Source organism: Bacillota bacterium, assembly GCA_018818595.1.
Taxonomy (GTDB): domain Bacteria; phylum Bacillota_I; class Bacilli_A; order Izemoplasmatales; family Hujiaoplasmataceae; genus JAHIRM01.
In genome coordinates, this window is record JAHIRM010000031.1 from 1 (window position 1) to 26644 (window position 26644).

General features: G+C 32.8%; 25 protein-coding genes, 1 rRNA gene and 1 riboswitch. Of the genes, 1 reads left to right on the forward strand and 25 read right to left on the reverse strand.

The genetic code is table 11. The features are described 5' to 3' along the window. The 20 genes from KJ971_05415 to tkt all read right to left on the reverse strand — a co-directional run. Window positions 1–958: hypothetical protein (locus tag KJ971_05415; GenBank protein ID MBU1145276.1), on the reverse strand; the 958-nt coding region annotated here is incomplete at its 3' end. Beyond that, a complete protein-coding gene (locus KJ971_05420; GenBank protein MBU1145277.1) occupies window positions 959–1294 on the reverse strand; it encodes a PadR family transcriptional regulator in 336 nt (111 codons plus the stop codon). It lies immediately after the preceding gene. 149 nt (window positions 1295–1443) lie between these two features. Beyond that, window positions 1444–1986: a hypothetical protein gene (locus tag KJ971_05425; GenBank protein MBU1145278.1), complete on the reverse strand. Its 543-nt coding sequence runs from the start codon at window positions 1984–1986 to the stop codon at window positions 1444–1446. 188 nt (window positions 1987–2174) lie between these two features. Beyond that, complete coding sequence (gene prmC / locus KJ971_05430) at window positions 2175–3020, reverse strand: peptide chain release factor N(5)-glutamine methyltransferase (GenBank protein ID MBU1145279.1); 846 nt, start codon at window positions 3018–3020, stop codon at window positions 2175–2177. Window positions 3021–3022: 2 nt separating this feature from the next. Further along, a complete protein-coding gene (gene prfA, locus KJ971_05435) occupies window positions 3023–4090 on the reverse strand; it encodes a peptide chain release factor 1 (GenBank protein MBU1145280.1) in 1068 nt (355 codons plus the stop codon). A 64-nt stretch (window positions 4091–4154) separates the two neighbouring features. Beyond that, a complete protein-coding gene (dnaB, locus tag KJ971_05440; protein ID MBU1145281.1) occupies window positions 4155–5519 on the reverse strand; it encodes a replicative DNA helicase in 1365 nt (454 codons plus the stop codon). A 21-nt stretch (window positions 5520–5540) separates the two neighbouring features. Then, on the reverse strand, window positions 5541–7982 hold the full coding sequence (gene rplI / locus KJ971_05445) for a 50S ribosomal protein L9 (GenBank protein ID MBU1145282.1): 2442 nt from the start codon (window positions 7980–7982) through the stop codon (window positions 5541–5543). Window positions 7983–8097: 115 nt separating this feature from the next. Then, a complete protein-coding gene (gene rpsR / locus KJ971_05450; protein MBU1145283.1) occupies window positions 8098–8358 on the reverse strand; it encodes a 30S ribosomal protein S18 in 261 nt (86 codons plus the stop codon). 16 nt (window positions 8359–8374) lie between these two features. Further along, window positions 8375–8839 (reverse strand): single-stranded DNA-binding protein, encoded by a 465-nt coding sequence (ssb, locus tag KJ971_05455; protein MBU1145284.1) that lies wholly within the window; start codon window positions 8837–8839, stop codon window positions 8375–8377. Window positions 8840–8857: 18 nt separating this feature from the next. Further along, entirely contained in the window at window positions 8858–9148 is a 291-nt protein-coding gene (gene rpsF, locus KJ971_05460; GenBank protein ID MBU1145285.1) for a 30S ribosomal protein S6, read from the reverse strand. A 238-nt stretch (window positions 9149–9386) separates the two neighbouring features. Continuing rightward, window positions 9387–10283, reverse strand: a complete 897-nt coding sequence (locus KJ971_05465) for a GNAT family N-acetyltransferase (protein MBU1145286.1) — start codon at window positions 10281–10283, stop codon at window positions 9387–9389. Between the two features lie 104 nt (window positions 10284–10387). Then, window positions 10388–11737, reverse strand: coding sequence for an NCS2 family nucleobase:cation symporter (locus KJ971_05470; GenBank protein ID MBU1145287.1), 1350 nt, complete (start codon window positions 11735–11737; stop codon window positions 10388–10390). A gap of 61 nt (window positions 11738–11798) precedes the next feature. Beyond that, window positions 11799–13199 carry an NCS2 family permease gene (locus KJ971_05475; protein ID MBU1145288.1) on the reverse strand — a complete coding sequence of 467 codons (1401 nt, stop codon included), beginning with the start codon at window positions 13197–13199 and terminating at the stop codon, window positions 11799–11801. Between the two features lie 110 nt (window positions 13200–13309). After that, a riboswitch (purine riboswitch) is annotated at window positions 13310–13411 on the reverse strand. An 84-nt stretch (window positions 13412–13495) separates the two neighbouring features. Beyond that, window positions 13496–14722: an MFS transporter gene (locus KJ971_05480; protein MBU1145289.1), complete on the reverse strand. Its 1227-nt coding sequence runs from the start codon at window positions 14720–14722 to the stop codon at window positions 13496–13498. 90 nt (window positions 14723–14812) lie between these two features. Next, window positions 14813–15250 carry a hypothetical protein gene (locus KJ971_05485; GenBank protein ID MBU1145290.1) on the reverse strand — a complete coding sequence of 146 codons (438 nt, stop codon included), beginning with the start codon at window positions 15248–15250 and terminating at the stop codon, window positions 14813–14815. A gap of 76 nt (window positions 15251–15326) precedes the next feature. Next, a complete protein-coding gene (locus KJ971_05490; GenBank protein ID MBU1145291.1) occupies window positions 15327–16247 on the reverse strand; it encodes a DUF1295 domain-containing protein in 921 nt (306 codons plus the stop codon). A gap of 5 nt (window positions 16248–16252) precedes the next feature. Beyond that, window positions 16253–16978 carry a CinA family protein gene (locus KJ971_05495; GenBank protein ID MBU1145292.1) on the reverse strand — a complete coding sequence of 242 codons (726 nt, stop codon included), beginning with the start codon at window positions 16976–16978 and terminating at the stop codon, window positions 16253–16255. A 12-nt stretch (window positions 16979–16990) separates the two neighbouring features. Then, window positions 16991–18094, reverse strand: a complete 1104-nt coding sequence (gene ychF, locus KJ971_05500) for a redox-regulated ATPase YchF (protein MBU1145293.1) — start codon at window positions 18092–18094, stop codon at window positions 16991–16993. 123 nt (window positions 18095–18217) lie between these two features. Continuing rightward, window positions 18218–18988 (reverse strand): TatD family hydrolase, encoded by a 771-nt coding sequence (locus KJ971_05505; protein MBU1145294.1) that lies wholly within the window; start codon window positions 18986–18988, stop codon window positions 18218–18220. Window positions 18989–19005: 17 nt separating this feature from the next. Further along, a complete protein-coding gene (tkt, locus tag KJ971_05510; protein MBU1145295.1) occupies window positions 19006–20952 on the reverse strand; it encodes a transketolase in 1947 nt (648 codons plus the stop codon). Window positions 20953–21352: 400 nt separating this feature from the next. Between tkt and KJ971_05515 the strand changes: the two genes are divergently transcribed. Next, window positions 21353–21655 (forward strand): DUF2089 domain-containing protein, encoded by a 303-nt coding sequence (locus KJ971_05515; protein MBU1145296.1) that lies wholly within the window; start codon window positions 21353–21355, stop codon window positions 21653–21655. Window positions 21656–21881: 226 nt separating this feature from the next. On the opposite strand, the gene tuf is transcribed toward KJ971_05515, so the two are convergent. The 5 genes from tuf to rrf all read right to left on the reverse strand — a co-directional run bounded on the left by tuf (window position 21882) and on the right by rrf (window position 26624). Further along, window positions 21882–23066: an elongation factor Tu gene (gene tuf / locus KJ971_05520; GenBank protein MBU1145297.1), complete on the reverse strand. Its 1185-nt coding sequence runs from the start codon at window positions 23064–23066 to the stop codon at window positions 21882–21884. A 127-nt stretch (window positions 23067–23193) separates the two neighbouring features. Beyond that, window positions 23194–25263: an elongation factor G gene (fusA, locus tag KJ971_05525; protein MBU1145298.1), complete on the reverse strand. Its 2070-nt coding sequence runs from the start codon at window positions 25261–25263 to the stop codon at window positions 23194–23196. 19 nt (window positions 25264–25282) lie between these two features. Further along, window positions 25283–25753, reverse strand: a complete 471-nt coding sequence (rpsG, locus tag KJ971_05530) for a 30S ribosomal protein S7 (GenBank protein ID MBU1145299.1) — start codon at window positions 25751–25753, stop codon at window positions 25283–25285. Between the two features lie 56 nt (window positions 25754–25809). Beyond that, window positions 25810–26235: a 30S ribosomal protein S12 gene (rpsL, locus tag KJ971_05535; protein MBU1145300.1), complete on the reverse strand. Its 426-nt coding sequence runs from the start codon at window positions 26233–26235 to the stop codon at window positions 25810–25812. A 280-nt stretch (window positions 26236–26515) separates the two neighbouring features. Then, window positions 26516–26624 (reverse strand): 5S ribosomal RNA (gene rrf / locus KJ971_05540). Window positions 26625–26644: the final 20 nt, after the last annotated feature.

Consider the following 26644-nt stretch of genomic DNA (forward strand, 5'->3'; position numbering starts at 1 on the left):
AATCAATTGTAACAATAATTCCTAAAAAGATTGAGAATCCTAAAAAGGCATCTTCTATTCCATTTTTGATTTCATTTCCATTGACACTGAAATAATTTGATGCTTCCGTTAAAAAGGCTGTACTAATTAACCCTGTTTGATTGATAAAGACGATGAATAATACGGTAGATAATACTTTTTGTAAAGTATATATAAAAGCTACTTGAATATTTCGATGTCCATAGTACAATTTAGTTAAACTTACAAAGACAGAGAATATCACCGAAATAATAAAAAGTGGTATGAATGGTTGAACAAGTGAGTCTGTAAATAAAGGATGTGTTATCGTCCAACCTTCTCCGCTTGTATACCAGCCTAAATATAGTGCGTTTTTCATTAGTAAAAAGATAAAAATTGTTCCTCCAATGATGTTTACCATCAATTCAGCAATTGCTCCAGATTTACTAATTTTAGAAACATTTTCTTTTGGAAGTTGAGGTAATGATTCAGGTATCCAATTGGATTTTTTGGATTTAATATTTGCTGCTTCAATTCCAAAAAATATTAATGTAACAATTGCAAACGCATTGATTAAACTTTGAACAACTTCGCTAACTACTTTTGCAAATACTTCAGCTATAATTCCAATAATAGAAACAGCTTCCGGATTTAAGATATTTTCTATAAGTGAAACCACAAGAGTTATGGATGCAAAAATAATCATCACTATTTTTAGCACTCTTACATAATCATCCATCCACTCAGGTGAAATTAAATATCTTTTTTTTGGCCGATATTCATTTGCTAACACTCTTGGCTCTCCAAGAGTCAGTAATACTTTTTCGATTTCTTCATTTGAAGGATTTTCTTTTAGCATATCGAAAATATTAGCTCTTAACTCTTTTTTGACTTCATCCCTTGAAGATTCTGGTAATCTTCTTGTTACATCGTAGATATAACGCTCAATTAATTGATTCATTTACTTCTCCTCCTTAAATAAGATATTCATCTCATCAACAATACTATTCCATTCATTTTTTAATCTTTGAAATATCATTTTCCCATCTTCACTTAACAAATAATATTTTCTTGGTCTTGATTCGGATACATCCCATTCACTAATAAGCAATCCTTGAGATTCAAGTCTTCTTAACAAAGGATATAATGTTCCTGCTTCAATCGCCACATTTTTTTCTTCAAGACTTTGAAGTAAAGAATAGCCATATTCCATTTTGCTAAGTTGACTTAACACAGCTAAGGTTTGTGTTCCTCTTCTTAATTCAGTACTTAGATTTTGTAGTAATGTTTTATCCACAATAATCACCTCAAAAATATTATACTGTATGACGTACACTATTGTCAATATAATATTATTAAAATTTCAAATATACAATCAATATCAAAAAAAAAAACAAAGTTTTTTCTTTGTTTGTCTAAATAATGAATAGTTAACGTGATTATTATTTATGCCTTTAATGATTCATCGTACATATCGTATTTTAATGAAAATTCTTTGATTTTGTTGATAACTGCTTGCTTTATCTCTAAAGGAATAATTGATTCGGTTCTAAACATGTCCCTCATTAAAAAATGAGAAAAGGCTATAGCATCAATTTCTATGGACTGAGATAAATAATCACTAGATAAGAAAGATTCAGTAGGTCTATTGTAATTTTCAAATTCATGTTTCCATTTATGAATTACTTCTGGTGATTCTTTGTTATCAGTTTGATTGTTTGAATCAATCATTTGTTTTTGATAAACATGTCGCACTTCATGAAATGCAATTAAAGTGATTTCAGCATTGCTTGCATTCTTTAACCAATCTAAATGGAAATATATCGTATTGTTTGAATCTAAATAAGCTGAATTTACTGACTTTATATGTAGCTTCTTTAAATCTGATAATTCTACTTTAATTTCGCTTAAATTTAAAAACTTTGATGCAATTAACACACTCATTTTTGCAGTATCTAATCTATCAAGTCCATCTTGATTTACGTGCATAATCGTTATCTCCTAATAAATATACAAATCTTATAGAAATGAATCTATCATAAAATGATATCAATTATTATAACACCATTTTCTAAAATGTAACAAAATATTTTTCTGTTCTTACGATTTTAGTTTGAAATTTATCAAGTTGCAAATAAAAAACAACATTCTTTTTTAAGAGTGTTGTTGTTTTTAAGTTACGAATTTATGACAAAAGTCATTCGATCTTTATTTTGCATATCTTGAAGGGTAAATACTTTTGCATTAGGGAAAAAAGCCCGTGCGATATTTGAAATAGCCTCTTTTTTATCAAATCCATGTTCAAATGCAAGAATGGATGGATAATTTAAATAATCTTTTGCTTGAGATAAAATGATTTCATAAAATTTTAATCCATCTATCCCACCATACAACGCTACATGAGGTTCATTTTCATGAATGATTTCTTCTACAACCTCATTTTGTGGGATATACGGTGGATTAGAAACAAGAATATCAAATTTCATTCCTTTTAAGGGAGATAACATATCTCCTTGTAAAAAAGTAATTTCTGCCTTTAGCTCCTCTGCGTTAGTCTTTGCTATTTCTAAAGCCTTATCAGAAATATCTGTTGCAAAAACTTCGAAATTTGGTTCTTCCTTTTTCAGAGCAATTGCAAGACAGCCTGAGCCAGTACCGACATCTACTAATTTTATGTGAGCCTTTTGAAACAGCTCATCATATTGAATTAAAACATTTGCGACTAATTCTTCTGTTTCAAATCGAGGAATTAGTACTCCTTCATCCACTTTAAACTTATAGCCATAAAAATATACATAGCCAATAATATATTGAACTGGTTTGTTGTGGAATAAATATAAATCTAATCCTTTTAAAAAATTTTGGTATGAAATTTCAGACATCTCTTCATGAAACTTAAGGTACAGTTCTGTTGGTTCGAGGTCTGAAAAATGAAGCATAAGCAGTTTTACTGCAGATGCTTCTTTTTTTAATCTTCTTGCTTCTTTTTCCGATGCTTTTAGCACCGATTCAAAAGTAGGCATCTTTATTCAACCTTTGAAAGCTTGCGTTTTTGTTCTTCTGCAATTAATGCTTCAATAACAGGATCTAATCTTCCATCAATGATGCGGTCTAATTGTTGAATCGTAAAGCCTATTCGATGATCGGTAATTCGGTTTTGTGGATAATTATATGTTCTGATTTTTTCAGAGCGATCCCCTGTTCCGATTTTTGTTTTTCGTTCTTCGCCTTCTTTATCAAGTTTTTCTTGAAGAGCAATATCATAAAGTCGGGATCTTAATATTTTAAGTGCACTTGCTTTATTTTCATGTTGAGATTTTCCATCTTGACACTGTACGATCATTCCCGTTGGAATAAAGGTTAATCGAACTGCTGATTTAGTCGTGTTAACCGATTGTCCTCCAGGACCAGAAGAACAAAACGTATCTACTCTGATATCTTCCATATTCATTTCAAAATCAAGTTCTTCTGCTTCTGGCACAACTAAAACCGTCGCAGTTGAAGTGTGAATTCTGCCTGCAGATTCTGTTTGTGGTACTCGTTGTACTCTATGAACACCTGATTCATATTTTAAAAGAGAATATACACTGTTTCCCTTTACCATAAATTCGATTTGACTATAGCCACCTGCTTCTTGAGGATCAGCATAAAGCATTTCAATTTTCCAGTTTTTTGCTTCAGCAAATTTGTTATACATTCTAAATAAATCACCAGCAAAAATATTAGCTTCATCTCCACCTGCAGCTCCTCTGATTTCAACAATTACGTTTTTTTCATCATTGGGATCTTTTGGAACTAAGAGAAGTTTTAATTCTTCTTCTAAAAGTGGTAACCTCTCATGAATGTTTTCAAGCTCCAATTCAGCTAATTCTTTTATTTCAGGGTCATGCTCTTTTGCCATTTCTTTTAATTCTATTACCTGATTGTTTAACTCTTTATATTCTCTGTATTTCAATACAGTTTTTTCTAATTGACTTAATTCTATAGATAATTCCGTTACTCTTTTAACGTCCATAGATACTTCTGGCTTTAACATTAACTCGTTAATTTCATTGTATCTTGATTCTAATTGATCTAGTCTTTCACTTAACATACGAGTTTCTCCTTATACACACATATTTTAAAAAACGTTCAAACAAAAAACAGTCAAACGACTGCTAGATGTCATCAATTGAAGTTTCTTTTTCAAAAGATTCTCCAAAATTAGTGGTGTGTACATTACTAAACGTTGACATATTTTTATTAAACAACAATTCGAAATCACCAATGGTACCAGATCTGTTTTTGGCGATAGACATGTCCACATGATTCTTTCTTGTTGAATTTTGATCATAATAATCTTCTCGATACAAGAAAAGTACAATATCTGCATCTTGTTCAATAGAACCAGATTCTCTTAAGTCTGCCATAACTGGCTTTTTTTCTTTACGTTGTTCAATTCCTCGAGATAACTGGCTTAATGCCACAACCGGAACTTTTAGTTCTCTAGCTGTTTCTTTTAAAACACGGCTAATTTCAGATACTTCTTGAACTCTATTAGCTTGATTATGCTTAGATCCGCTTAATAGTTGTAAGTAATCCACAATAACTAAATCAAGTTTTTCATCTTGTTTTAATTTTCGACATTTACTTCTTAAATCAAGCACACTAACGGTACCAGAATCATCAAAATAGACATTCAAAGTGGAAAGAGTTCCTACAGCAAAATGAATTTTTTCCCATTCTTGTGAGTTCAAATTTCCTTGTCTCATTCTAAAGTTGTCCACTTGTGCTTGGCAACTTAATAAACGCATTACTAATTGGTCAACTCCCATTTCTAAAGAGAAGAAAGCAATATGAGGCCTTTCAATATTTTTTGCAACATTTAAAGCTAAGTTTAACGCAAAAGCCGTTTTTCCCATAGAAGGTCTCGCTGCGACAATTACAAGGTCTGAAGGTTGAAGGCCCAAAGTATATCGATTAAATTCATGATACTTTGTATCAAGACCTGTAACTTGTCCACCAATTTGAGCTTGCGCGGCAATTTTATCTACTAAAAGATTGGCGATTTCTCCAACCGCTTTAAAGTCCGTTGTTCTTTTTTCCTTAGTAATTCCTATTATGTCTCGCTCAACATCATCAATGAAATCTGGCGTATTATCCGTTGTATAAGAATCTTCAATAATTCTTCTACAAGAATCTTGGATTTTTCTTAAAATCGATTTATCTTTTACGATATTGATGTAATTGAGTAAATTGGCAATGGAAGGAACGGCATCAATTAATCCCGTAATGTATTCAATTCCGCCTGCCTTAATAAGCATATTTTGATTTTCCAAACGATCGCTTAATGTTGTGTAATCAATAGATATTCCTTCTTGAAATAACTGTTTCATCGTTTTGAAAATCACTTGATGATTCGGTGAATAAAAATCAACTTCTTGAAGTTTATCCACAATAGATTTCATTGTGTTTTGGTCAAAGAAGACAGCGCCGAGAACCGCTTGTTCCGCTTCTATATTTTGTGGGACTTTTCTTTCCATTGCTTGCCTCCTGCAAAAAATTTATTCTTCTTCAATCACTTGTAAATTAATGTATGCAATAATATCTTTATGTAACTTCACTCCGACTTTATACACTCCAAGCGAATGGATATTATCTTCTAATAATATTTTTCGTTTATCTAATTCAATATTATAAGTCTTTTTATATTCTTCTGCAATCTGTTTAGAGTTAACTGCACCAAATAATTTTCCTGTTTCACCAATTTTAACATAAAGTTTAATAGGGGAATTTTCAATTTCTGCTTTTATTTTCTTAGCATTTTCAATTTCTTGTTCTGCTTCTTTGGTTATTTTTTCTCTTTCATCTTCAAGCGTCCTAATATTTGCATTGCTAGCTTCAATAGCTTGTTTAGATGTTAATAGGTAATTGCCGTAGCCACTTGCTACTTCAATAACTTCACCTTTTTTTCCTTTTCCTCTTACATCTTTTACTAAAATCACTTTCATTGTTAATTCCTCCTTGAACGATGTTTCCAATATGGTTTCAATTTTTGAAGCGATTTCTTCTACGTTTCCGTTTGGCACTTGAGCTGCGGCGTTGTTTAAGTGTCCGCCCCCATTAAATTGTTCCATTACCAGAGAGACATTAAATTTATCAACCGATCTTGCTGAAATAGCGATGGTATCATTTCCAATCGACCCTATCGCAAAAGAAGCGATAATGTTATCAATTTCCAATAATTCATCTGCTGTTTTGGCAAGTTGAACGCGGTCTGTTTTCCCTTCGCCAGTTAAAAGCGTTATTGCAAAATGATTGTTAACGATTTTTGCCTGGTTGATTAAATTTGATTTGGTTTTAATATCGTCTAATGATTCTCTTAAAATTAATCTTGCTTTAAAAGGATCTGCTCCAAATCGTTTTAATAAAGCAGCTGCTTCAAACGTTCTTACTCCTGTACGATAGGTAAAGTTATTAGTATCAATCATCATTCCAGCCAACATCATGGTTGCTTCAAAAGGATCGATATCAACATCGTAATTATAAAGTTCAATTAGTTCGGTTACTAGTTCAACAGACGATGACGCATAAGGTTCTACATAATTTAACGATAAATCAGATAGTAAATTATCAATTCTTCTATGGTGATCAATCACTACTACAAATTTTGTTTTTTCCAGTAGTCTTGGAGCATTAGATTGAACCGGTGAATGATGGTCAATGACAAACAATAAACTCTCCGCATTGATTTCATCGATTGCGTCTTCTGGGTCAATAATGTATTCAAGTAATTTGATGTATTCTCTATTTAACATGTTAATAACCTTTTGGCATGTTTGATCGATATCATCAAAATCCAAAACAATTTTAGCGTTCTTATTTTGAGCCAATGCCAGTTGTAAAACTCCAACAGATGCTGCAAACGCATCAATATCAGTAGATTTGTGAGGCATAATAAACACTTTATCAAATTTATGAATCAATTCAGAGATGGCTCTTGAATTGATTCTTGCGGTAATTTTCGTTCTTTTCTCGATGGTATTTGTTTTTCCTCCGAAAAATTTCAAGGGTTGATTTTGCAAATTAACAACCACTTGATCCCCGCCTCGACCTAATGCTAACTTCAATGCTTCTTCAGCTAAATCTCCAACTTCATCTGCGAATCCTTCACTTGAAGCAAATCCCACTGATAAGGTTACTCTAATTTCGTTTTGATTGGAAATTTCTGTGATTTGGTCTAAAATTGAAAATTCCGTTTTCATTAGTTCATCTAATTGTTTTCGATTCAGAAAAATAACAGATTTTTCAGGTCGTAAATTAACAAAGTAAATGTTATGTTTTTTACACCAATTATCAATAGCTCCTAAGAATTTGCCTTGAATATTTGTCTTAACTTGAAAATCAAGATTTTGAGTGGCTTCTGAAAAATTATCAAGACTCATAACTCCAATAACATCTTGATTATCTCTTAATTTAAATTTTACACTTTCTCTTTCGGTTACTTCAAAAAGATAGATACATTTATTCTTAGGATAGTGAATAATTTCATAATCTTTCCCATAAATATTTAATATAAATTTACCTTCACGCTTTTCGACAAATTGCGATAGTTCTTCATGTACTAACCCTAAAGTTCTACCAATCAACACGTTTGAAAAATATTCCTTTGAAGCAGAATTTGCCCAAGAGATAGTAAAGTGATCATCATAAAGAATCATACCCACAGGTAAATAGTTAAGAGCAATGTCTTCACTGTTTTTTAAACGCTTATTTAACAAGTTGTTTTCTTTAATTTTTTCTTCTAAACTTTTAATTCGATTTACATGTCTTTTGTTTGTCCAAAAACTAAGTAAAATACTAGCTGTAATCGTAGCTACGAGAACAAAGTATAACACAAGGTATCCTGTTGAATAATCGTTACTTAGATAAACAAATCCAAATACACTAAGTACGATAAAAGCGATACAGGAAAAGACAATCAAGACGGCAACGCGCTTATTCATAAACGCACCTCAATTTTTAGATTTAATTAACATAATTATATCATAATCTAGCAAAAAATCAAACTTCAAAACATTTATAGCAAAAAAAAAGACTCGTAAGAGTCTTTACTTTTGACTAATCTTTTACGAATGGTAATAGTGCCATGAAACGAGCACGTTTAATCGCAACAGCTAAATGTTTTTGATAGTATGCTTTTGTTCCAGTAACACGTCTTGGTAAAATCTTACCTCTTTCAGATATAAATCTTTTTAACATTTCAAAATCTTTAAAATCTATGTATTGGATTTTGTTATCCGAAAAGTAACATCTTTTACGATTTCTACGACGTGCTCCGCCAGGACGGAACCCACCAGTTTGTGGTTTAGTTGTAATCATTTGTTTTTCCTCCTATTTAGAATGGTAAATCATCTTCGATGATGTTAATGTTGTTTGTGTTTTGAGAATCATCATCGTTTTTGGAACCTTGTTTTGAGTTATTGTATTCATTTGAAGAAGAGTTTTGATTATCTCTTTGTGATTTTGTATCTAAAAAGACAACAGAATCACAAATGACTTCAGTAACGTATCTTCTAACATTGTTTTTTTCATCCATATAATCGCTGGTTTGAAGTCTTCCGTCAACCGCAACCATACTTCCTTTATTAACGTACTTACTAATATTTTCTGCTTGTTTTCTCCAAGCAGTACAGTTAATAAAATCAACGTTATTGTTGGTATCGCTTCCACCACTTGCTTGACTCACGAATGGTCGGTTTACTGCAAGGGTAAACGATACAACTGGGATGTTGTTATTGTTTGTATATCTTAGTTCAGGATCTCTTACTAATCTTCCGATTAAAACAACTTTATTTAACATAATTACATCCCCCTCAAATTACTTATCTTCTCTTGAGATAATGATATGACGGATAACGTCTTCTTTGATTTTCATGACACGATCTAACTCAAAAGTGGCTTCTGGAGTTGTCTTAACTTTTACAACTACATAATATCCTTTTTTGAAATCTTTGATTTCGTAAGCTAGTTCTCTTGTTCCCCATTCGTTTACAACTAAATCTTCGGCTCCGCGGTCTGTTAATATAACATTTAATTCCGCAATTAATGCTTTTTTTGCCTCAAGTTCTAGCGATGGACGAATGATGTACATGATTTCGTACTTTCTCATAATATTCCTCCTTATGGTCTATTGGCTGCAAATCCTTTGCAGCAAGTTGGTGAGTTTTCTCACGTTTAATTATTATAGCATACTATATAGTATTTGTCTACAAATTGTCGCCTTCAACTCAAAAAATAATTAAATTAAATTCGTTGATTTTACTTCTTATTTTTATTCTCATGAAAATTTGTAAAATAAAAAAGAACATCTTTCTTAAAAAAGAAATAATGTCCCTTTTTGATGCGTGCTAAATATTTTCCCACCAAGTCGAAGTTGTATATGGAAAAAAACCGATTTGGTAATAAAATTTTTGATGCGATCCAACAATCACAAATTTTGCGCCGGCCTCTTTGCATCGTTTGATAGCTTCTAATACTGCAGCTTTTCCAAGTCCCATTTTACGGTATTTCGGATCAGTTGCGACAGGTTCGACCAAAGCGCAATAATCTCCATCTTGATAAAATGTTCCACAATAAGCTACAAATTCTCCTTCAGGGGAAACAACAGCAATATCACGTTCTAGGTTCACATGTGGTCCTGACAAAGAAATCTTTCTATGCAATAAGTCCTCCTTTGAATTAGAGGGTTCTCCTTCGTGGTTAAATCCTCTCCATAAAACGTTATTGTATTTTTCCAGATTATAATTTTCTTTCATACTTGTAATAGAAAATCCATCTTTTAGTTCATACTTTAAAGAATTTGATGTATCAAATAATGCATTCATTTCACGAGATTCTGTTGCTCTTAAATTGAGTTTATAGACAATGTCTTGCATTTCATAATCTGAATTGGGGATTAGAAAACGCAAGTGACCTTCCACCATAAAATGATGATAAACATAATTTGCCATCTCTTCTTTTAAAAAGTTATACTTTTCATCTACTACGTAATATGCCTCTCCAAATTTTGATTCATAGGTAACAAGCCCAACCATTTTGAAGTTGTCTTTCCAAATTCCGATTTTATCTAAAAAGTTGTTGTCTAGAAAGGGCAAAGAAAACATCCACTCCCATCTTCCCCACGGGAAGTCCATTGAAGTTAATTTATCTTTTTGAAATTCTCTTAAAAATTCACTAACTTCAAGAAAAGATGAAGAGAAATCACCAAACCCTTTTGTGTTACTAAAAGAATTAAATCGAATCATATTTATCACATCCTTTACATAACGATTATAACATTGTGTATTTTCCATGACAAGAATGACTTAATAAATATTGTCATTTTCTGTAAAATCATGTGAATGATTTATTATTTTTCTTCTTCTGCAAGCGTGCTTTTTACTTCTTTTCTTTTAGCTAAAGGTAAAATTAGATTTAACAAAATACCCACCATTGCTGCTAAACTCATTCCATAAATTGAAAATGTTCCAAACGTAATGATTGATCCTCCAAGCCCTAACACAAGCATTGCTGAAACAATAATTAGATTCCTCGTATCTGTCATATCTACTTTCGCATCAAACAATACTTTCAGTCCATTTGAGGCAATAAATCCATATAATATGATTGAAATTCCACCCATAACTGGAGCTGGAATACTTGCTACAATTGTAGTAAAAATATTTAAAAACGAAAGGATGATTGCAATAACCGCCGCTCCTCCTGTTACCCATACAGAAGCAACTTTTGTCATTCCAACTACACTTGTGTTTTCTCCATAAGTCGTATTTGCTGGTCCTCCCACAAGTGCCGCAAAACTAGTTGCAAGCCCATCCCCTAAAAGCGTTCTATCTAGTCCTGGATCTTTTAGAAAATCTTTACCAACGATTTTTCCTAATACGGCGTGATCTCCTATATGTTCTGAGGCTGTAACAAAAGCAAGGGGCGCAATGGTTAATACCGCTGCAAAGTTAATTTGATAAAACGTTATGTTTGTCCCAAGAAAATTAGCAGTTCCATCTTTAAATCCTAAAAACATAAATTCAGGAATCTTAATCCAAGAGGCTGGAGTAATAAATACTTCTACGATGCTACTGAAATTTACTAGCCCTACGATGGAAGCAAAAATATATCCTCCAACTATTCCAAATAGAAAAGGAATTATTTTTATAAACCCTCTCCCTTTTAAAGCGATGACTATAACGATTCCTAAAGAAATCACTGCTGTTAATATTTCTTTCCATGTTCCTCCAGATAATCCCGAAGATCCAATTGCAACCGAAGATAATCCCAATCCAATAATGGCAATCATTGGACCTATTACAACAGGTGGTAGAATTTTTTCTATCCAAGATTTTCCAACCAAACGAATGATAATTGAAATTAATACATAAATAAGCCCTACAACTAGCAACCCTGTTAGAGCTGTTGCATAGTGTCCAGTTCCTGTTTCTGCATATCCGCTGACTGCAGCAACAACAGCAATATAAGCAAACGAACTTCCAAGATAAACAGGTACTTTAGCTTTGGTGCATAAAATGTAAATCAATGTTCCAACTCCTGATGTAAATAAAGCAACAGAAATTGGTAATCCAGTTAACATTGGTACTAAAATCGTAGCTCCAAACATTGCAAATACATGTTGAAAGCTTAAAGCAAACCACTTTCCTTTTGTTGGTTTTTCATTGACACCTAATACCATTTTTTGATCTTCTTTCATAAAACCCTCCTTAATTTTTTATAAAAAAAAGGTTTGAAATAAAATTTCAAACCCTAATGATTTAAATGAAGAATAAAACCTTAATGATGAAATTAATAACAAATAAACCGGCAAGTACATACATGACGGGGCTTACTTCTTTTCTTCGAGGTGTTGCAAGCATCATGATAACATAAAAGATAAATCCAAAAGCGATTCCTTCTGCAATTGAAAAAGCAAGTGTCATCGTGATAATGGTAATAAAGGTTGTTGCTACAACTATTCCATCTGACCAATCAATTTCCTTTAAAGATGAAAACATCAATGTTCCAACAAATACAAGCGCCATAGCTGTTACTGGAGAATAGAATACTCCAGAAGAAACCATCACACTTCCAACGATGGAAAACAAAGGATAAAAGATTAGTGAAATGATAAATAACAATCCAACCATTACTGCGGCTAATCCAGTTCTTGCGCCACTTTGAATTCCAGTTGTTGATTCAATATAAGATGTAACGGTTGAAGTTCCAAGAACTGCTCCAACGATTGTTCCAGTTGCATCGGCTAACAAAGCTTTTTCTCCGTCAATTAATTCTCCGTTTTTATCAAGTAATCCAGCGTCATGTCCGACAGCAACTAACGTTCCTGCGGTGTCGAAGAAATCAACAAATAAGAATGTGAAGATGACTGCATAAGATAATGGATTTGAAAGAAGCGAAGGAATTGCTTTAAAAGCTTGCCCAAATGTCAAACCAATATCACCAATGCCTCCAAGATTTGAACCACCAATTGATGGCATTAATGAAGCAACGCTAGGGAATATAAGTCCTATAATGACTCCTAATATACCTGTAACTACAATAGAAATAATAATTGCAAATCGGCTTAATTTTTTCTTAATAGCAAAAAGAATAAAAACTAATACAATTCCAAAGATTCCAAGTAAAACTGTTGGATGGCCTAAATCTCCCAAACTTACATAGGTTCCTGCATTTGAAACAACAATTCCTGCATTTTTTAATCCAATAAAGGCGATAAAGAATCCAATACCTGCTCCAACAGCTAATTTAAGATTTTTTGGAATGGCATTAATAACCAATTTTCTTAAACCAGTTATGGAAATGACTAAGAAGATAACTCCACTAATTAAAACGGCCGCTAAAGCTTCTTGCCAAGTAAACTGAAGTGTTAAAACAACTGTGTAAGTAAAGAAAGCATTTACGCCCATTCCCGATGCAAGACCGACAGGGTAGTTGGCTAGAAGTCCCATTACAAGAGATGCAATGGCAGCTGCAATTGCCGTTGCAGCAAACACTGCTGCAAAACTCATTCCGGTTTGACTTAGCATATCTGCATTAACAGGTAATACATATACCATAGCCAAAAAGATTGTTAATCCTCCTAGTATTTCTTTTGCAATTGTTGAACCTCGTTCTTTAATCTTAAAGAACTTATCTAGTTTCAAAGCTAGAACTTTCATCAAGTAATTCCTCCTTTTTTTTGATAGTTAATTGTTAGCCATAAAAAAATGCCTTAGAATGTTCTCTAAGGCAATGTCTTCACAAAAAAATCCAGCATGTTTATATGCTAAAAATTGGGAGACATAGCCGTAGTCTTATCATTTAAGGTGACAAGGTAGAAACGTTCGATCCATATTATCGAATTTATACGACTAATATTAACTTCAAATGCATTATATAATACAAAAAAGAATATTTCAATAAGTATTTTGTTGAAAGCGCTTGCTTAAAATAAAATACTAAAATTAGGTTACTTTTAAACATCTACATTATAGATTTTTTTGAATTCTTCTTTCATACGAATTGGCACCAAGAAAATAGCGGTTAAACTAACCGAAGCTGTACCTAAGATGATAAATCGATAATCGATGTTTGAATATTCAGCAATGAATCCTATAATTAAAGCACCAAGAATTGCACCTATATTCCATAACAATTGTTGAGTGGAATTAACTCTTCCTCTGATGTCTCCTGGAATGTATGTTTGAGTTGCACTCATTCTAATATTAAACGAAGTAACCGATAACAAGCCTATGATAAAACTAAAAATAATCATAAGAACATAAGGCATGAAAAGTTCTGTAGCTCCCATTATTTCTACGGTTATATAGACGCATATCGCAATTAAAAACTTCTTTTTAGGTGGATACTTAAATAAATAATGGACGACTCCACCGACCATTCTTCCTATCGCTCCAGCAGAGATTAAAAAAGAATAGTGCTGAATGGTGTACATATTGCTTTCGATAAAATAAGGCATTTTTAATAAATCTCCTGCTGCATAAACAAAAGAAAATGCTGCAAATAAAATACCAATACCCAAAATACCTCTTTCTTTTTTATAGTAGTGAATACCTTCTTTTAAATCAATAAGAAATTGAGGTCCTTTTACTAACCTTTGATTCAATTTTTCTTCTAACCTTATAAAAATTTCAAAGGTAGCTGTAATCACAAAAGTACCTGCATTGAATAACATAAGTAACGCAGTGCCGTTATCAAAATTCGTAATAAAAAATGCAGCAACTGGAGCCATAACAGCAGCTGATATCGGCCAAATTAACGAAGAAATCGAATATGCTTTTGAATGAAATCCCTTAGGAATTACTTCAGGGAATAAACTCATAAAAGCCGTTTGATAGATGGTATCAATGATACCAAACAGTGAAGCAATTAATGTAAATACTATGACATTAAAAAAACCAGAGAATAATACAAGTGAAATAACTAAAAAGAAGAAAGAATAGAAATAATCAATCGAGATAATAATTTTTCTTCGAGAGTTTCGATCAACAAAAGGACCAATTAAAAAATTGGTTACTATTCTTGGAATAACATTTGCGATGGTAAATAAAGCAAGTGTCAATGGCGAACCCGTTTCGACGTAAATCAATATACCAAAAGCAATTCCAGCAGCTGCACTTCCAAAAGCAGAAATGAAAGAGCCGATTGTTAATATTGTAAAATTTCGGTTCCATAGTTTCATCAGTTAAATTCCCCTTATCATTCACTAAAAATATACCATAAAAAAAAGCGTTTGTCCATGTAAATTAACCGACAAACGCTCATTTATTTTTTACCCTTTATAATAATCAGAGATATCATATTCTCCTTGAAAAATAGTAATCATTTCTTCGACATTTCCAAAAATAGATGGAAATGGAATCAGTAAACAATTTCCATTTACAAGGTCTTCTTGTTCATAATCTTGAATCAATGTTTGTAATGTTGTATTTGTATCAAGTTGATTTTCTAAATCCGTTTCTAAGTCGAATTCTAAAATAATTGCAACCACTTCTCCTACCCGAAAAACATGAGTCGTTACTATGACCTCGTCTTCTTCGAATTCTGTCAAAAGATCGCCAATCCATTCTGTTGCATCTGTATAATATTCCCATCCCAAATCTGAAAAGTCCTTATCAATAGCATTATAGCTATTTCCGCAAGCCGTTAAAACTGCAACCATCAAAACAAACACAAGTGTTAATATAAAGCGCTTTAAATAATGCATCATATATTACTCCCCCATCTTTTGTACTTAATTATAAAGTTTTTCTAATGAAAAGTCACGATAAAATACAAACAATTTCTTATTCTTTTATTGATTGTTGAAATTCATTCATTTCTTCTGATTTTCTTTTTGGGAAAAAAGGCAATAAAATCGATACTTTTTGTTGATAATCACTATATTCAGGACGAGAAATTAAGATTTTTTTCTCCATCATTGGTATACTTATAAAAAGAAACAAAGCGTTCATTAAAATCGGAGCTACAAGCATTAAATCAATTGATCTAAATGCTCCGAAATACATCACCCATAATCCCCACCACATTAATACTTCTCCAAAATAATTTGGATGTCTTGAAACGCTCCATAATCCCTCATTAATGCATTTCTTTTTGTCGATGTTTGATAATCGAAAAGCTCTCATTTGTTTATCTGAGATAAATTGGATGACAGACGCAGACAAAGACATTATAAATCCAAGAACGATAATATAATTTAATTGAGGTCCAAGTTTAAGAAAAGAATACGCTCCGATTAATTGTATAAATACAATTGTTGTAGGCATTAAATTAATCCCAAATAAATTTGACAAAAACCAAACTTTTGGAGCTTTTTCTTTAATCATCTGGTAACGCCAATCTTCTTTGGTTAAATCTTGCCAATTTATATACCAATTATAGGTTAAACGTATTCCCCAAACGAAGATAGAAATCACTAGAAGTAAAACGCCTATTGTTAATGATGATTTTAATATAAAAATCCATGAAAGAATAATAATTGGAGGAATAACGCTCCAATAAGGATCGTACGTACTTGCATTTTTAAACAAAAGTCCAAAACCCCATACCACGAGAGTTGCAATAACTTCAAATACAATAGTTTGAAATAGAATATTCGACACGATTAATCCACAGATATAAAAACTGAATGCACCTAAAATAAGTGCAATCAAGTAAATAGAAATCATAATAATGATAGAATAATTCTTTTTAAGATTTAGCATTAAAACTATCCTCCGTACTTCCTAAGTAATTGAATGGTTTTAGCTAGTGCATATGCTGAAGCTTGTTTTCGAATGGAATTTCGGTCTCCAGAAAAAATCATTTTAATCGTTTCAATTTGATTAAATACTTTCAATCCAAAGTATACAGTTCCAACAACAACATTTTTAGTGCCTCCACCAGGCCCCGCAATACCTGTAGTTGAAATGGCAATGTCACAATTAGTTTTACTTGATAACTTAATACACATTTCTTTTGCAGTTTCAAGACTTACAGCTCCATACTTTTGAATGGTTTCTAGGTTTACACCTATATCTTGAATTTTAGCTTCATTTGAATAACATATATATGCTTTTTCAATAATATTTGATGCACCGGATACATCAATAATTCTTGATGCGATTAATCCGCCAGTTACAGATTCTGCTAAAGATACTTTAGCTTTCTTTTGAGATAATTCTTCAAAAAACGCTTCTTCTAAAGATTGATTTTGCAGAGTCAAAATAAAGTCTTTGAATTCTTTTTTAAAGACTCGAATCACTTTATTAAAATGTTTTTGCTCTCCCGTGGAAAAAACAACTTTTAATGCTCCTGTTTCCAGTGACAAATTCCAAGAAATATTTCTAAAATTTGGAATACGATCTCTTAACATTACAAAAGCATCCATATATTCAATATCAAATAATATATAAGTTTCTTGAAACAAAATCTTATGTTCCTGCTCTAACTCCATTGTGTCTCCTTTTTATAAATTAAATCTAAAGTGAAATACATCACCATCTTTTACAACGTATTCTTTTCCTTCAAGACGAAATTTCCCTAATTCTTTTGCTTTGCCTTCTGATCCTGCAAAGATTAAATCTTCGAAAGACATCGTTTCAGCTCTAATAAATCCCTTTTCAAAATCGGAGTGAATAATTCCAGCACATTCTGGTGCTTTCATTCCTTTTTTGAACGTCCAAGCTCTAACTTCTTTTTCCCCAGCTGTAAAAAAAGTAAGAAGACCTAACATCTCATAACTTTTATTAATCAAATCGATAAGTCCAGACTCTTTTACCCCAAGTTCTTCTAAAAAGAATTGTTTATCTTCATCTTCAAGTTCTGATAATTCTTGTTCAATTTTAGCACTAATTACGGAAACTTTTGCCCCATCAATCAAAGCTTGTTTTTCAACCAATTTTACATAATGATTATTCGAATAATCACTTAATTCATCATCGGATACATTACAAACAAATAGCATAGGTTTTGCAGTTAAAAAACTAAAGTTTTTAATTAATTTTATTTCATCTTCGGATAAATCCATACTTCTAATAGGCAAAGATTCTCCTAATTTGGCATAAAGTTTTTGCAAGATGTTATACTCAATCACTGCTTCTTTATCTGTTTTCAATTCAGCTTTTTTTCTAATTTTAGGCAATCGTTTTTCAATCGAATCAATGTCTGCTAAAATTAATTCAATTTTTATGGTTTCAATGTCTCGCACTGGATCAATAGTTCCTTCAACGTGAATGACATTTTCATCATCAAAACAACGAACAACTTGACAGATGGCATCACATCCTCGAATGTGAGATAGAAATTGATTCCCAAGTCCTTCGCCTTTGGATGCGCCTTTTACTAAACCTGCTACGTCGGTAAATTCAAACGTAGTATAAATTGTTTTTTTGGGATGATACATTTCAACCAATTTTTCAATTCGAATGTCAGGAACTTCAACCACGCCAACATTTGGATCTATGGTCGCAAAAGGATAATTTGCGGCTAATACTTTTGATTTTGTTATTGCATTAAACAGTGTGGATTTACCAACATTTGGTAATCCAACAATTCCAGCTGTTAAGCCCATATTTTCAACTCCTAAATATCAAATCTATTGTATAATAAAAAGTCGCTTTTTACAAGAAAAAGCGGCTTTAATCTATAAGTTATTGTTTTCTTTCTCTTGGTTTTTTTACCTTTTATTTCGAGATTAAATATTAATTTTAAATAATTCACATGCATTTTGAAACGTCTTTTTCCCTACCTCTTCATAAGTTAATCCTTTAATACTTGCAATTTCAAAAGCAATGAATTTTAAATACTTGGATTCATTTGGCTTTCCTCTAAAAGGCATTGGAGCTAAATAAGGAGCATCGGTTTCAATTAGTAAATCACGCAAATCGATTTCTTTAGCAATTTCCTTGGGTATCTTAGCATTTTTAAATGTGACTGGTCCCGCTAAAGAAATCATCATGTTCAAATGAATAAATTGTTTCATTGATTCTAACGAACCAGAATAACAATGCATAATCCCTCTTAAAGATAAGTCTTTATTATTTTTTAACAATTCATACGTATCAAGGGTGGCCTCTCTCATGTGAATGATGAGAGGCAATTGATATTTATTTCCAAGTTCAATTTGCTTTATGAATACATTCTTTTGAATGTCTTTAAAAGAAGAGTCCCAATAATAATCAAGACCAATTTCGCCTATTGCAACAACTTTAGGCTGTTTTAAATTTTCTTCAAGCCATTTAAAATCTTCATCACTAATTTTTTTTGCTTCACTAGGATGAAACCCAATTGCGGCATAAACAAATTCATATCTTCGGGAAATTTCAATCGCTCTCTTACTCGATGAGACATCATAACCTACGCACAGAAAATGGGTAACATCATTTTGTCTTGCCTCAAGGAGAACTTCGTCTATTCTATTGTATAAGGTATCGTCATTTAAATGTACGTGAGAATCAAAAAGCATGTTATCACCTCTATGAATTATAATCCTAAATATAGTTTTACAATTTCTTGAACGGTAAAACCAAAATGATTCATTACATCTTCTGCTTTTGCAGAGACGCCAAAACAATCTATCCCTTTAACGTGTTTTGCAAAGCGATACCACAATCCTGATGCCCCCATTTCAATCGCCAAACGTTTTTCAATCATTGGTGGCAACACTTTTTCTTGAACATTGATAGGTTGGTTTAGAAATTGTTCCATACAAGGCATGGATACTACTCTTACAAGTACATTATGTTCTCCCTTCAAAACTTTTTGAGCTCTTAAAGCAAGTTCTACTTCGCTACCTGTTGCAAGTAATATTCCTTCGTAGTTATCGTTATCTGATGCTACATATGCCCCTTGCAAAAACTCTTCATACGAACAAGAGTTTAAAACAGTTGTATCTTGTCTTGTTAAGGCAATCACCGATGGTACTCTAGTAGACTCTAACGCAAATCGAATAGCAAACTTAGTTTCATTTGCATTAGCTGGTCTTATGGTATTTAAGTTCGGAGTTGTTCTAAACATAGACAATTGCTCAATAGGCTCATGAGTTGGGCCGTCCTCTCCCACAGCTACACTATCATGTGTAAAAATAAAAATGGATGGAATTTGCATTAAAGCAGCTAATCGGATGGCAGGTTTCATGTAATCTGAAAAAATAAAGAAGCCTCCGCTAAATGCTTTTAAATGATGAAGTGTCATGCCGTTTATTATGCAAGCCATTGCATGTTCTCTTACCCCAAAATTAATATTTCTTCCTAAAGGTGTTTCATTAGAAAAATTACCATTTATCCCCAAGACTTTGGTTGATCCACTTAAATCTGCAGATCCTCCCATCATAGAAATTAATTTTGAACTTAATAATGGTATAATTTTGCCAATAGAATTTCTTGTAGCTTCTTTAAATCCAATTGCTTCTAAAGGCAAATATTTATCAAAATCTAGTTCTATTTTTTCATCAATGATATTCATTAAATCTTGATATTCTTTTGGATATTTTTCTTGATATTCTTTCATAACAAATTGCCAGTAAGTAAAAGAATTTTCTCCTCTTTTACCAAATCGATTTTTAAAATCGTCATAAATTTCAGAATCTACTTCAAAATCTAAATTTGGGTAATCAAAAGCCTCTTTCATTCTCTTTGTTTCAGCGATTCCTAAAGGAGCTCCATGTGTTTGATTAGTTCCCTGCTTGGAAGAGCCAAATCCAATGATGCTCTTAATTTCTATAAAGGAAGGTTTCCCTGCTTGTTTTGCTTTTTCAATTGCAATAGAGACGTTTAAAATATCGTTAGCGTCTTCTACTAATTGATAAAAAAATCCAACACTTTCCATTTTTTTCTTTATGTCTTCGGAAACGGAGTTTTTTGTTGGTCCATCTAATTGAACATCGTTAGAATCAAACAAAACAATTAATCTATCTAGTCTCAAATGTCCTGCCAAACTTAATGCTTCAAGTGTAACTCCTTCTTGTAAATCACCATCACCACATAATGTATAAGTGAAGTGATCAACAACTGGTAAATCTCCTTTGTTAAACGTATTCCTTAAGTAGTTTTCAGCAATAGCACTTCCTACAGCCATTGCTACTCCTTGTCCCAAAGGACCTGTTGTTGCATCAATTCCTTCTGTATGTCTGTACTCAGGATGTCCAGGAGTAATTGATCCAAATTGTCTAAAGTTTTTTAAATCATCTAAAGAAATATTGTACCCAGCTAAATGTAATGTTGCATACAAAAGTGCTGATCCATGCCCAGCGGCTAGAAAAAACCGATCTCGATTAAACCATTGGGGGCTTTTGGGATTTGCTATCAAGTGATATTGAACCAGAGAATATAATACCGGTGCAGCCCCCAAAACAATTCCGGGGTGTCCGCTGTTAGCCTTGTTAATCATATCAAGACCTAAAAAACGCATTGTTTGAACTGATTTTTTCATATTATTCTTTTACAATCCTTTCAATTTTATTTCTGATTTTATTGCAATTTTCTTCTGCTTTTTGTATAGGAAAATAATTTTTCAAATATTTATATGGAAATTCAAATTATGAAGACAAATAGCAAACTTTCTTTCTTCATCAACAAAAAAATTAAATATATTTCTTTTAATATTATAACATGTCTTCATGAGTTTTAAAAGAATACACAAGTCTTTCATCAAATTCATAAATAATCTTTACAATTTTTTTGCCTAAATATAACTCACGTGTATTTAAAAGGTTAAAAAAACATAAATGAAATTTTTATACTTATGCTTGACTTTAATATTATTAAAGTATATTATAATATTGTTAAAGTAATATATAAGTTAATATTTAATATTATGAAAGGACAACCATATGATTTTGGAAGGATTACCTGAATGGATAACTGAATTAGAGAGTGAAGATTTGACATTTATAAAAAAATTTCTTCTTTCTTCTGGCTCACTGAAAGAAGTTGCTTTACTGTATGGGGTTACTTACCCTACCGTTAGATTAAGACTAGATCGATTAATTCAAAAAATAAACATCTCTCAGCAATCGGACAATGATTCATTTATTTCATCTATTAAAAAGCTTGCAATTGATGGTAAAATATCTATCGATATTGCAAAGACAATTATTTTAAAATATAAAGATCAAAGAAAGGAATTAGAATAATGTTTTTAAATGTTAGCGGCATAATTGGTATTTTTATATTGATTTTCTTATTATTTATGGTTTTAGTTGGAATTTCTGTATTACTATTTTTCCTTTTGAGATCGAAAAAAAAAGAAGTTAACGAAATTGATAAGATGGAAATCGAAGACTTATAAACACAAAAACGCACGAAAAAGTGCGTTTTTATTTATAAAAAAAGGGATATAAGCATATCCCATATTTTTAATTATTCAATAATTGCTACTACAGATCCAGCTCCAACGGTATGACCGCCTTCACGAATTGAGAACTTTGTTCCTTGTTCTAATGCGATTGGATGGATTAACTCAACAGTCATCGTTGTGTTATCTCCAGGCATAACCATTTCGACACCAGCGTCTAATTGGATAACTCCAGTAACGTCTGTTGTACGGAAGTAAAATTGTGGACGATAGTTTGAGAAGAATGGAGTATGACGTCCGCCTTCTTCTTTGCTTAATACGTACACTTGAGCAGTAAATTTAGTATGTGGTGTAACTGATTTTGGTTTTGCAATAACTTGTCCACGTTGCACTTCTTCACGTGAAACTCCACGAAGTAATAATCCTACATTGTCTCCAGCTTGTGCAAAATCAAGTAATTTACGGAACATTTCAACGCCAGTAACTACAGCTGATTTTGTTGGTCTAATACCAATAATTTCAATTGTTTCTCCAACTTTAATTGTTCCACGATCAACTCTACCAGTAACAACTGTTCCACGTCCAGTAATAGTGAAAACGTCTTCGACAGGCATCATGAAAGGTTTGTCAGTAGGTCTTTCAGGAAGCGGAATATAAGCATCCACTGCTGCCATTAATTCAATAATTTTATCTTGATATGCTTCGTCGCCTTCAAGTGCTTTTAAAGCAGATCCAACGATGATTGGTGTTTCGTCTCCAGGGAAATTATATTCGTCAAGTAATTCACGAATTTCCATTTCAACTAATTCAATTAATTCTGGGTCATCCACCATGTCTGCTTTGTTTAAGAAAACAACCATTTTTGGAACCCCTACTTGTCCAGCTAGTAAGATGTGTTCACGAGTTTGTGGCATTGCGCCATCAGCAGCGGATACAACTAGAATTGCTCCGTCCATTTGTGCAGCACCAGTAATCATATTTTTAACGTAGTCGGCATGTCCTGGGCAGTCTACATGTGCGTAGTGACGATTCTCAGTTTCATACTCGATATGAGCTGTGTTAATTGTGATTCCTCTCGCTTTTTCTTCAGGTGCAGAGTCAATTGATGCATAAGATGCAACTTTTGATAATCCTTTTTTTGCTAATACGGTAGTGATTGCTGCAGTTAACGTTGTTTTGCCGTGGTCAACGTGACCAATCGTACCGATGTTAACATGTGGTTTAGTACGTTCAAATTTAGCTTTTGCCATTTTTTATATTCTCCTTTTATCATATTTTTCGCTAATAAGCTCTTGTTTATCGATATTATTTTATAACAAGTCATTCAATAATGCAATAGTTATATTCTCAAGCGTGATATATCACACTAAATTAAGACTAATTATTGCGTTTTTTGATAATTTCTTCTGCAATTGATTTTGGACATTCTTCATAATGCGAAAATTGCATAGTTGAAGTTGCTCTACCTTGCGTATTAGAACGAAGGGAAGTTACATATCCAAACATTTGTGAAAGAGGTACTTTTGCAGATATTTTTTGAGCATTTCCAATTGATTCTTGACCTTCTATTTGTCCTCGACGACTTGTTAAATCGCCAATAACATTTCCTACGTAATCATCTGGAGTAACAACGTCAACAACCATTATAGGTTCAAGTAAAGTTGGCTTGCATTTTTCTTTTGCTTGTTTTAATGCCATTGAAGCTGCGATTTTAAATGCCATCTCCGATGAATCCACTTCATGATAAGATCCGTCATATAGAGTAGCTTTAATATCTAATAATGGGTACCCAGCGATAATTCCGCCAGGAAGTGCTTCTTGTAATCCTTTATCGATTGAGGAAATATATTCTCTTGGAACAACTCCACCAACGACTTTGTCAATAAATTCATAGCCTTTGCCTGGATTTGGTTCAAATTTAATCCATACATGTCCATATTGTCCGCGTCCACCAGATTGGCGAATAAATCTACCTTCACATTGTGCTTCCACTTTAATGGTTTCACGGTAAGATACTTGTGGATTACCAACAGTAGCTTCCACTTTGAATTCGCGTTTCATTCGGTCGACAATGATTTCAAGATGTAACTCACCCATACCAGAAATAATCGTTTGTCCTGTTTCAGAATCAGTGTATGTTCTAAAAGTGGGATCTTCTTCAGCAAGTTTTTGTAATGCAACACCCATTTTATCTTGATCATTTTTTGTTTTAGGTTCAATAGCAACTGAGATAACTGGTTCAGGAAATTTCATTGTTTCTAAGATAACGTGTGTTTTATCAGAACATAAAGTATCTCCTGTAATGGTATCTTTAAATCCAACAGCTGCCGCAATGTCTCCAGAATATACTTTATCAATTTCAGTTCTGTGATTTGCATGCATTTGTAGGATTCGACCTAAACGTTCTTTTTTACCCTTTGAAGCATTCATAATATAAGAACCTTTTTCAGCAACACCTGAATATACTCTAAAGAATGTAACTCTTCCCACGAAGGGATCGGTCATTACTTTAAAAGCAAGTGCAACGAATTCTTTGTTGTCATCATGTGATACGATAACTTCTTCTCCATATTTATTAAATCCTATTACTTCTGGAACTTCATTTGGAGAAGGTAAAAATGCTATCACTGCATCAAGCATTAATTTAATGCCTTTGTTTTTAAATGCAGATCCACATATTACGGGAAAGAATTCAACTGTAAGTGTCGCTTTACGTACTGCTTTGGTAAGGGCTTTTGCAGAAATATCTTTGCCATCCAAATAAAGCAACATTAATTCTTCATCAAAATCAGCAACGGCTTCAATTAATGTAGTTCTTCTCTCTTTAACTGTTTTAACTAAATCTTTTGGAATCTCAATTTCTATGTAATTTTCATCTTGACCACCGTCAAAATGATAAGCTTTTAAAGTAATTAAATCGATAATTCCAGTAAATAAATCTTCTGCACCAATTGGCCATTGAATGGCTTCAGATTTTGCTCCTAAGCGGTTATGGATGGTTTTGATTGAATTAGCAAAATCCGCTCCAGTTTTATCCATTTTATTCGCAAAAACAATTCTTGGAACATGATATTCATTTGCTTGTCGCCACACTGTTTCTGTTTGTGGTTCAACTCCCGCCTGAGCATCTAATACCGTTACAGCACCATCTAATACACGTAAGGATCTTGAAACTTCAACAGTAAAGTCAACGTGGCCTGGGGTATCGATAATATTTACTCTATGATTTTTCCAGAAAGCGGTAGTTGCTGCGGCAGTAATGGTAATTCCACGTTCTTGCTCTTGTTCCATCCAGTCCATTTGTGATGCACCATCATGAGTTTCACCCATTTTATGGATTTTACCCGTATGATACAATACACGTTCAGTTGTCGTGGTTTTTCCGGCATCAATATGTGCCATGATCCCGATATTACGTGTTTTATCTAAACTATATTCCCGTGCCATAACTTTTATTCCTTCCTAACTAAAATCTATAATGTGCAAAAGCTTTATTTGCTTCTGCCATTCTATGCATATCTTCTTTTTTCTTAACGGACGCACCAACGTTATTGGCTGCATCTAATATTTCTTTTGCTAATCTTTCTTCCATGGTTTTTTCATTACGTGAACGTGAGTATTGAACAAGCCATCTAAGACCTAGTGTTACACGACGATCACTTCTTACTTCTCCTGGAACTTGATAATTTTGTCCACCAATACGGCGGCTTCTCACTTCTAACACAGGCATAATATTATTAAGAGCATCGTTAAATACTTCAATAGGTTCTCTACCCGTTACTTCTCTTACGCGTTCAAATGCGTTATATAAAATGTTTTGCGCAAGGTTTTTCTTTCCCTTCATCATTACGCTATTGATGAGTTTTGTTACTAATTTTGAGTTGTAAATTGGATCTGGTAATACGTCTCTTTTTACAACTTTCCCTTTACGAGGCATAAGGTAATTCCTCCTTTCGAAATGGTTTATTTTCTAGAATTATACTTATTTTATGACTATTTCTTTTTGACAGGTGCTGGCCTTTTTGCTCCGTATTTGGAACGACTTTGCATTCTGTTTGCTACTGATGTCGTGTCAAGAGTACCTCTGATAATGTGGTAACGAACACCAGGTAAATCTTTTACACGACCACCACGAATTAAAACAACGCTATGTTCTTGAAGTTTGTGTCCGATACCAGGAATATATGCATTGACTTCTCCGCCGTTTGATAAACGTACACGAGCATATTTTCTTAACGCTGAGTTAGGTTTTTTCGGTGTCATTGTAGCAACCCGAACACAAACTCCACGTTTTTGTGGACTAGAAATATCAGTATATTTCTTTTGCAAACTGTTAAAACCAATGTTAAGTTGCGGTGCTTTGGATTTCTTCACTTTATCGTGACGACCCTTTTTAATTAATTGGTTAATAGTAGGCATTATTTTTCCTCCTTTCATACCCACACACCCAGGAGGTGCATTTGTCTCATTTTTATAAGGCTGCAAGAGCAACCTCGAATAATAGAATTTTATAGCATTTTAATTATACACTACACATCTAGGTGTGTCAAGAAAAAAGTTTTTAGATCTTCATTTGATTTTCTTTAGTCTTTTAAGATGAATAAATACATCATTTATGCTTAAAATTGTGTTTATTTTCATTTTGTGAAATGGACATAAAAAAATCCTGAATTTAATCAGAATTTTTTAAAAGAAAGAAGCCTGGCAACGTCCTATTCTCGCACTAATGTACTACATTCGGCGCTGAAGTGCTTAACTTCTGTGTTCGGTAAGGGAACAGGTGTGTCCACTTCGCCATCGTCACCAGACTTTTATCTTTCAAAACTGG

What these genes read in the sequence shown, in the direction of transcription:
- dnaB (MBU1145281.1), bottom strand. Translation starts at nt 5,519, where the DNA reads ATGGAAAGAAAAGTCCCACAAAATATAGAAGCGGAACAAGCGGTTCTC.
- KJ971_05475 (MBU1145288.1), bottom strand. Translation starts at nt 13,199, where the DNA reads ATGAAAGTTCTAGCTTTGAAACTAGATAAGTTCTTTAAGATTAAAGAA.
- KJ971_05470 (MBU1145287.1), bottom strand. Translation starts at nt 11,737, where the DNA reads ATGAAAGAAGATCAAAAAATGGTATTAGGTGTCAATGAAAAACCAACA.
- rpsF (MBU1145285.1), bottom strand. Translation starts at nt 9,148, where the DNA reads ATGAGAAAGTACGAAATCATGTACATCATTCGTCCATCGCTAGAACTT.
- prfA (MBU1145280.1), bottom strand. Translation starts at nt 4,090, where the DNA reads ATGTTAAGTGAAAGACTAGATCAATTAGAATCAAGATACAATGAAATT.
- ssb (MBU1145284.1), bottom strand. Translation starts at nt 8,839, where the DNA reads ATGTTAAATAAAGTTGTTTTAATCGGAAGATTAGTAAGAGATCCTGAA.
- ychF (MBU1145293.1), bottom strand. Translation starts at nt 18,094, where the DNA reads ATGGGCTTAACAGCTGGAATTGTTGGATTACCAAATGTTGGTAAATCC.
- rpsL (MBU1145300.1), bottom strand. Translation starts at nt 26,235, where the DNA reads ATGCCTACTATTAACCAATTAATTAAAAAGGGTCGTCACGATAAAGTG.
- rpsR (MBU1145283.1), bottom strand. Translation starts at nt 8,358, where the DNA reads ATGATTACAACTAAACCACAAACTGGTGGGTTCCGTCCTGGCGGAGCA.
- KJ971_05480 (MBU1145289.1), bottom strand. Translation starts at nt 14,722, where the DNA reads ATGAAACTATGGAACCGAAATTTTACAATATTAACAATCGGCTCTTTC.
- tuf (MBU1145297.1), bottom strand. Translation starts at nt 23,066, where the DNA reads ATGGCAAAAGCTAAATTTGAACGTACTAAACCACATGTTAACATCGGT.
- KJ971_05465 (MBU1145286.1), bottom strand. Translation starts at nt 10,283, where the DNA reads ATGATTCGATTTAATTCTTTTAGTAACACAAAAGGGTTTGGTGATTTC.
- fusA (MBU1145298.1), bottom strand. Translation starts at nt 25,263, where the DNA reads ATGGCACGGGAATATAGTTTAGATAAAACACGTAATATCGGGATCATG.
- KJ971_05425 (MBU1145278.1), bottom strand. Translation starts at nt 1,986, where the DNA reads ATGCACGTAAATCAAGATGGACTTGATAGATTAGATACTGCAAAAATG.
- rpsG (MBU1145299.1), bottom strand. Translation starts at nt 25,753, where the DNA reads ATGCCTCGTAAAGGGAAAGTTGTAAAAAGAGACGTATTACCAGATCCA.
- KJ971_05495 (MBU1145292.1), bottom strand. Translation starts at nt 16,978, where the DNA reads ATGGAGTTAGAGCAGGAACATAAGATTTTGTTTCAAGAAACTTATATA.
- tkt (MBU1145295.1), bottom strand. Translation starts at nt 20,952, where the DNA reads ATGAAAAAATCAGTTCAAACAATGCGTTTTTTAGGTCTTGATATGATT.
- KJ971_05485 (MBU1145290.1), bottom strand. Translation starts at nt 15,250, where the DNA reads ATGATGCATTATTTAAAGCGCTTTATATTAACACTTGTGTTTGTTTTG.
- prmC (MBU1145279.1), bottom strand. Translation starts at nt 3,020, where the DNA reads ATGCCTACTTTTGAATCGGTGCTAAAAGCATCGGAAAAAGAAGCAAGA.
- rplI (MBU1145282.1), bottom strand. Translation starts at nt 7,982, where the DNA reads ATGAATAAGCGCGTTGCCGTCTTGATTGTCTTTTCCTGTATCGCTTTT.
- KJ971_05515 (MBU1145296.1), top strand. Translation starts at nt 21,353, where the DNA reads ATGATTTTGGAAGGATTACCTGAATGGATAACTGAATTAGAGAGTGAA.
- KJ971_05505 (MBU1145294.1), bottom strand. Translation starts at nt 18,988, where the DNA reads ATGCTTTTTGATTCTCACGTACATTTAAATGACGATACCTTATACAAT.
- KJ971_05490 (MBU1145291.1), bottom strand. Translation starts at nt 16,247, where the DNA reads ATGCTAAATCTTAAAAAGAATTATTCTATCATTATTATGATTTCTATT.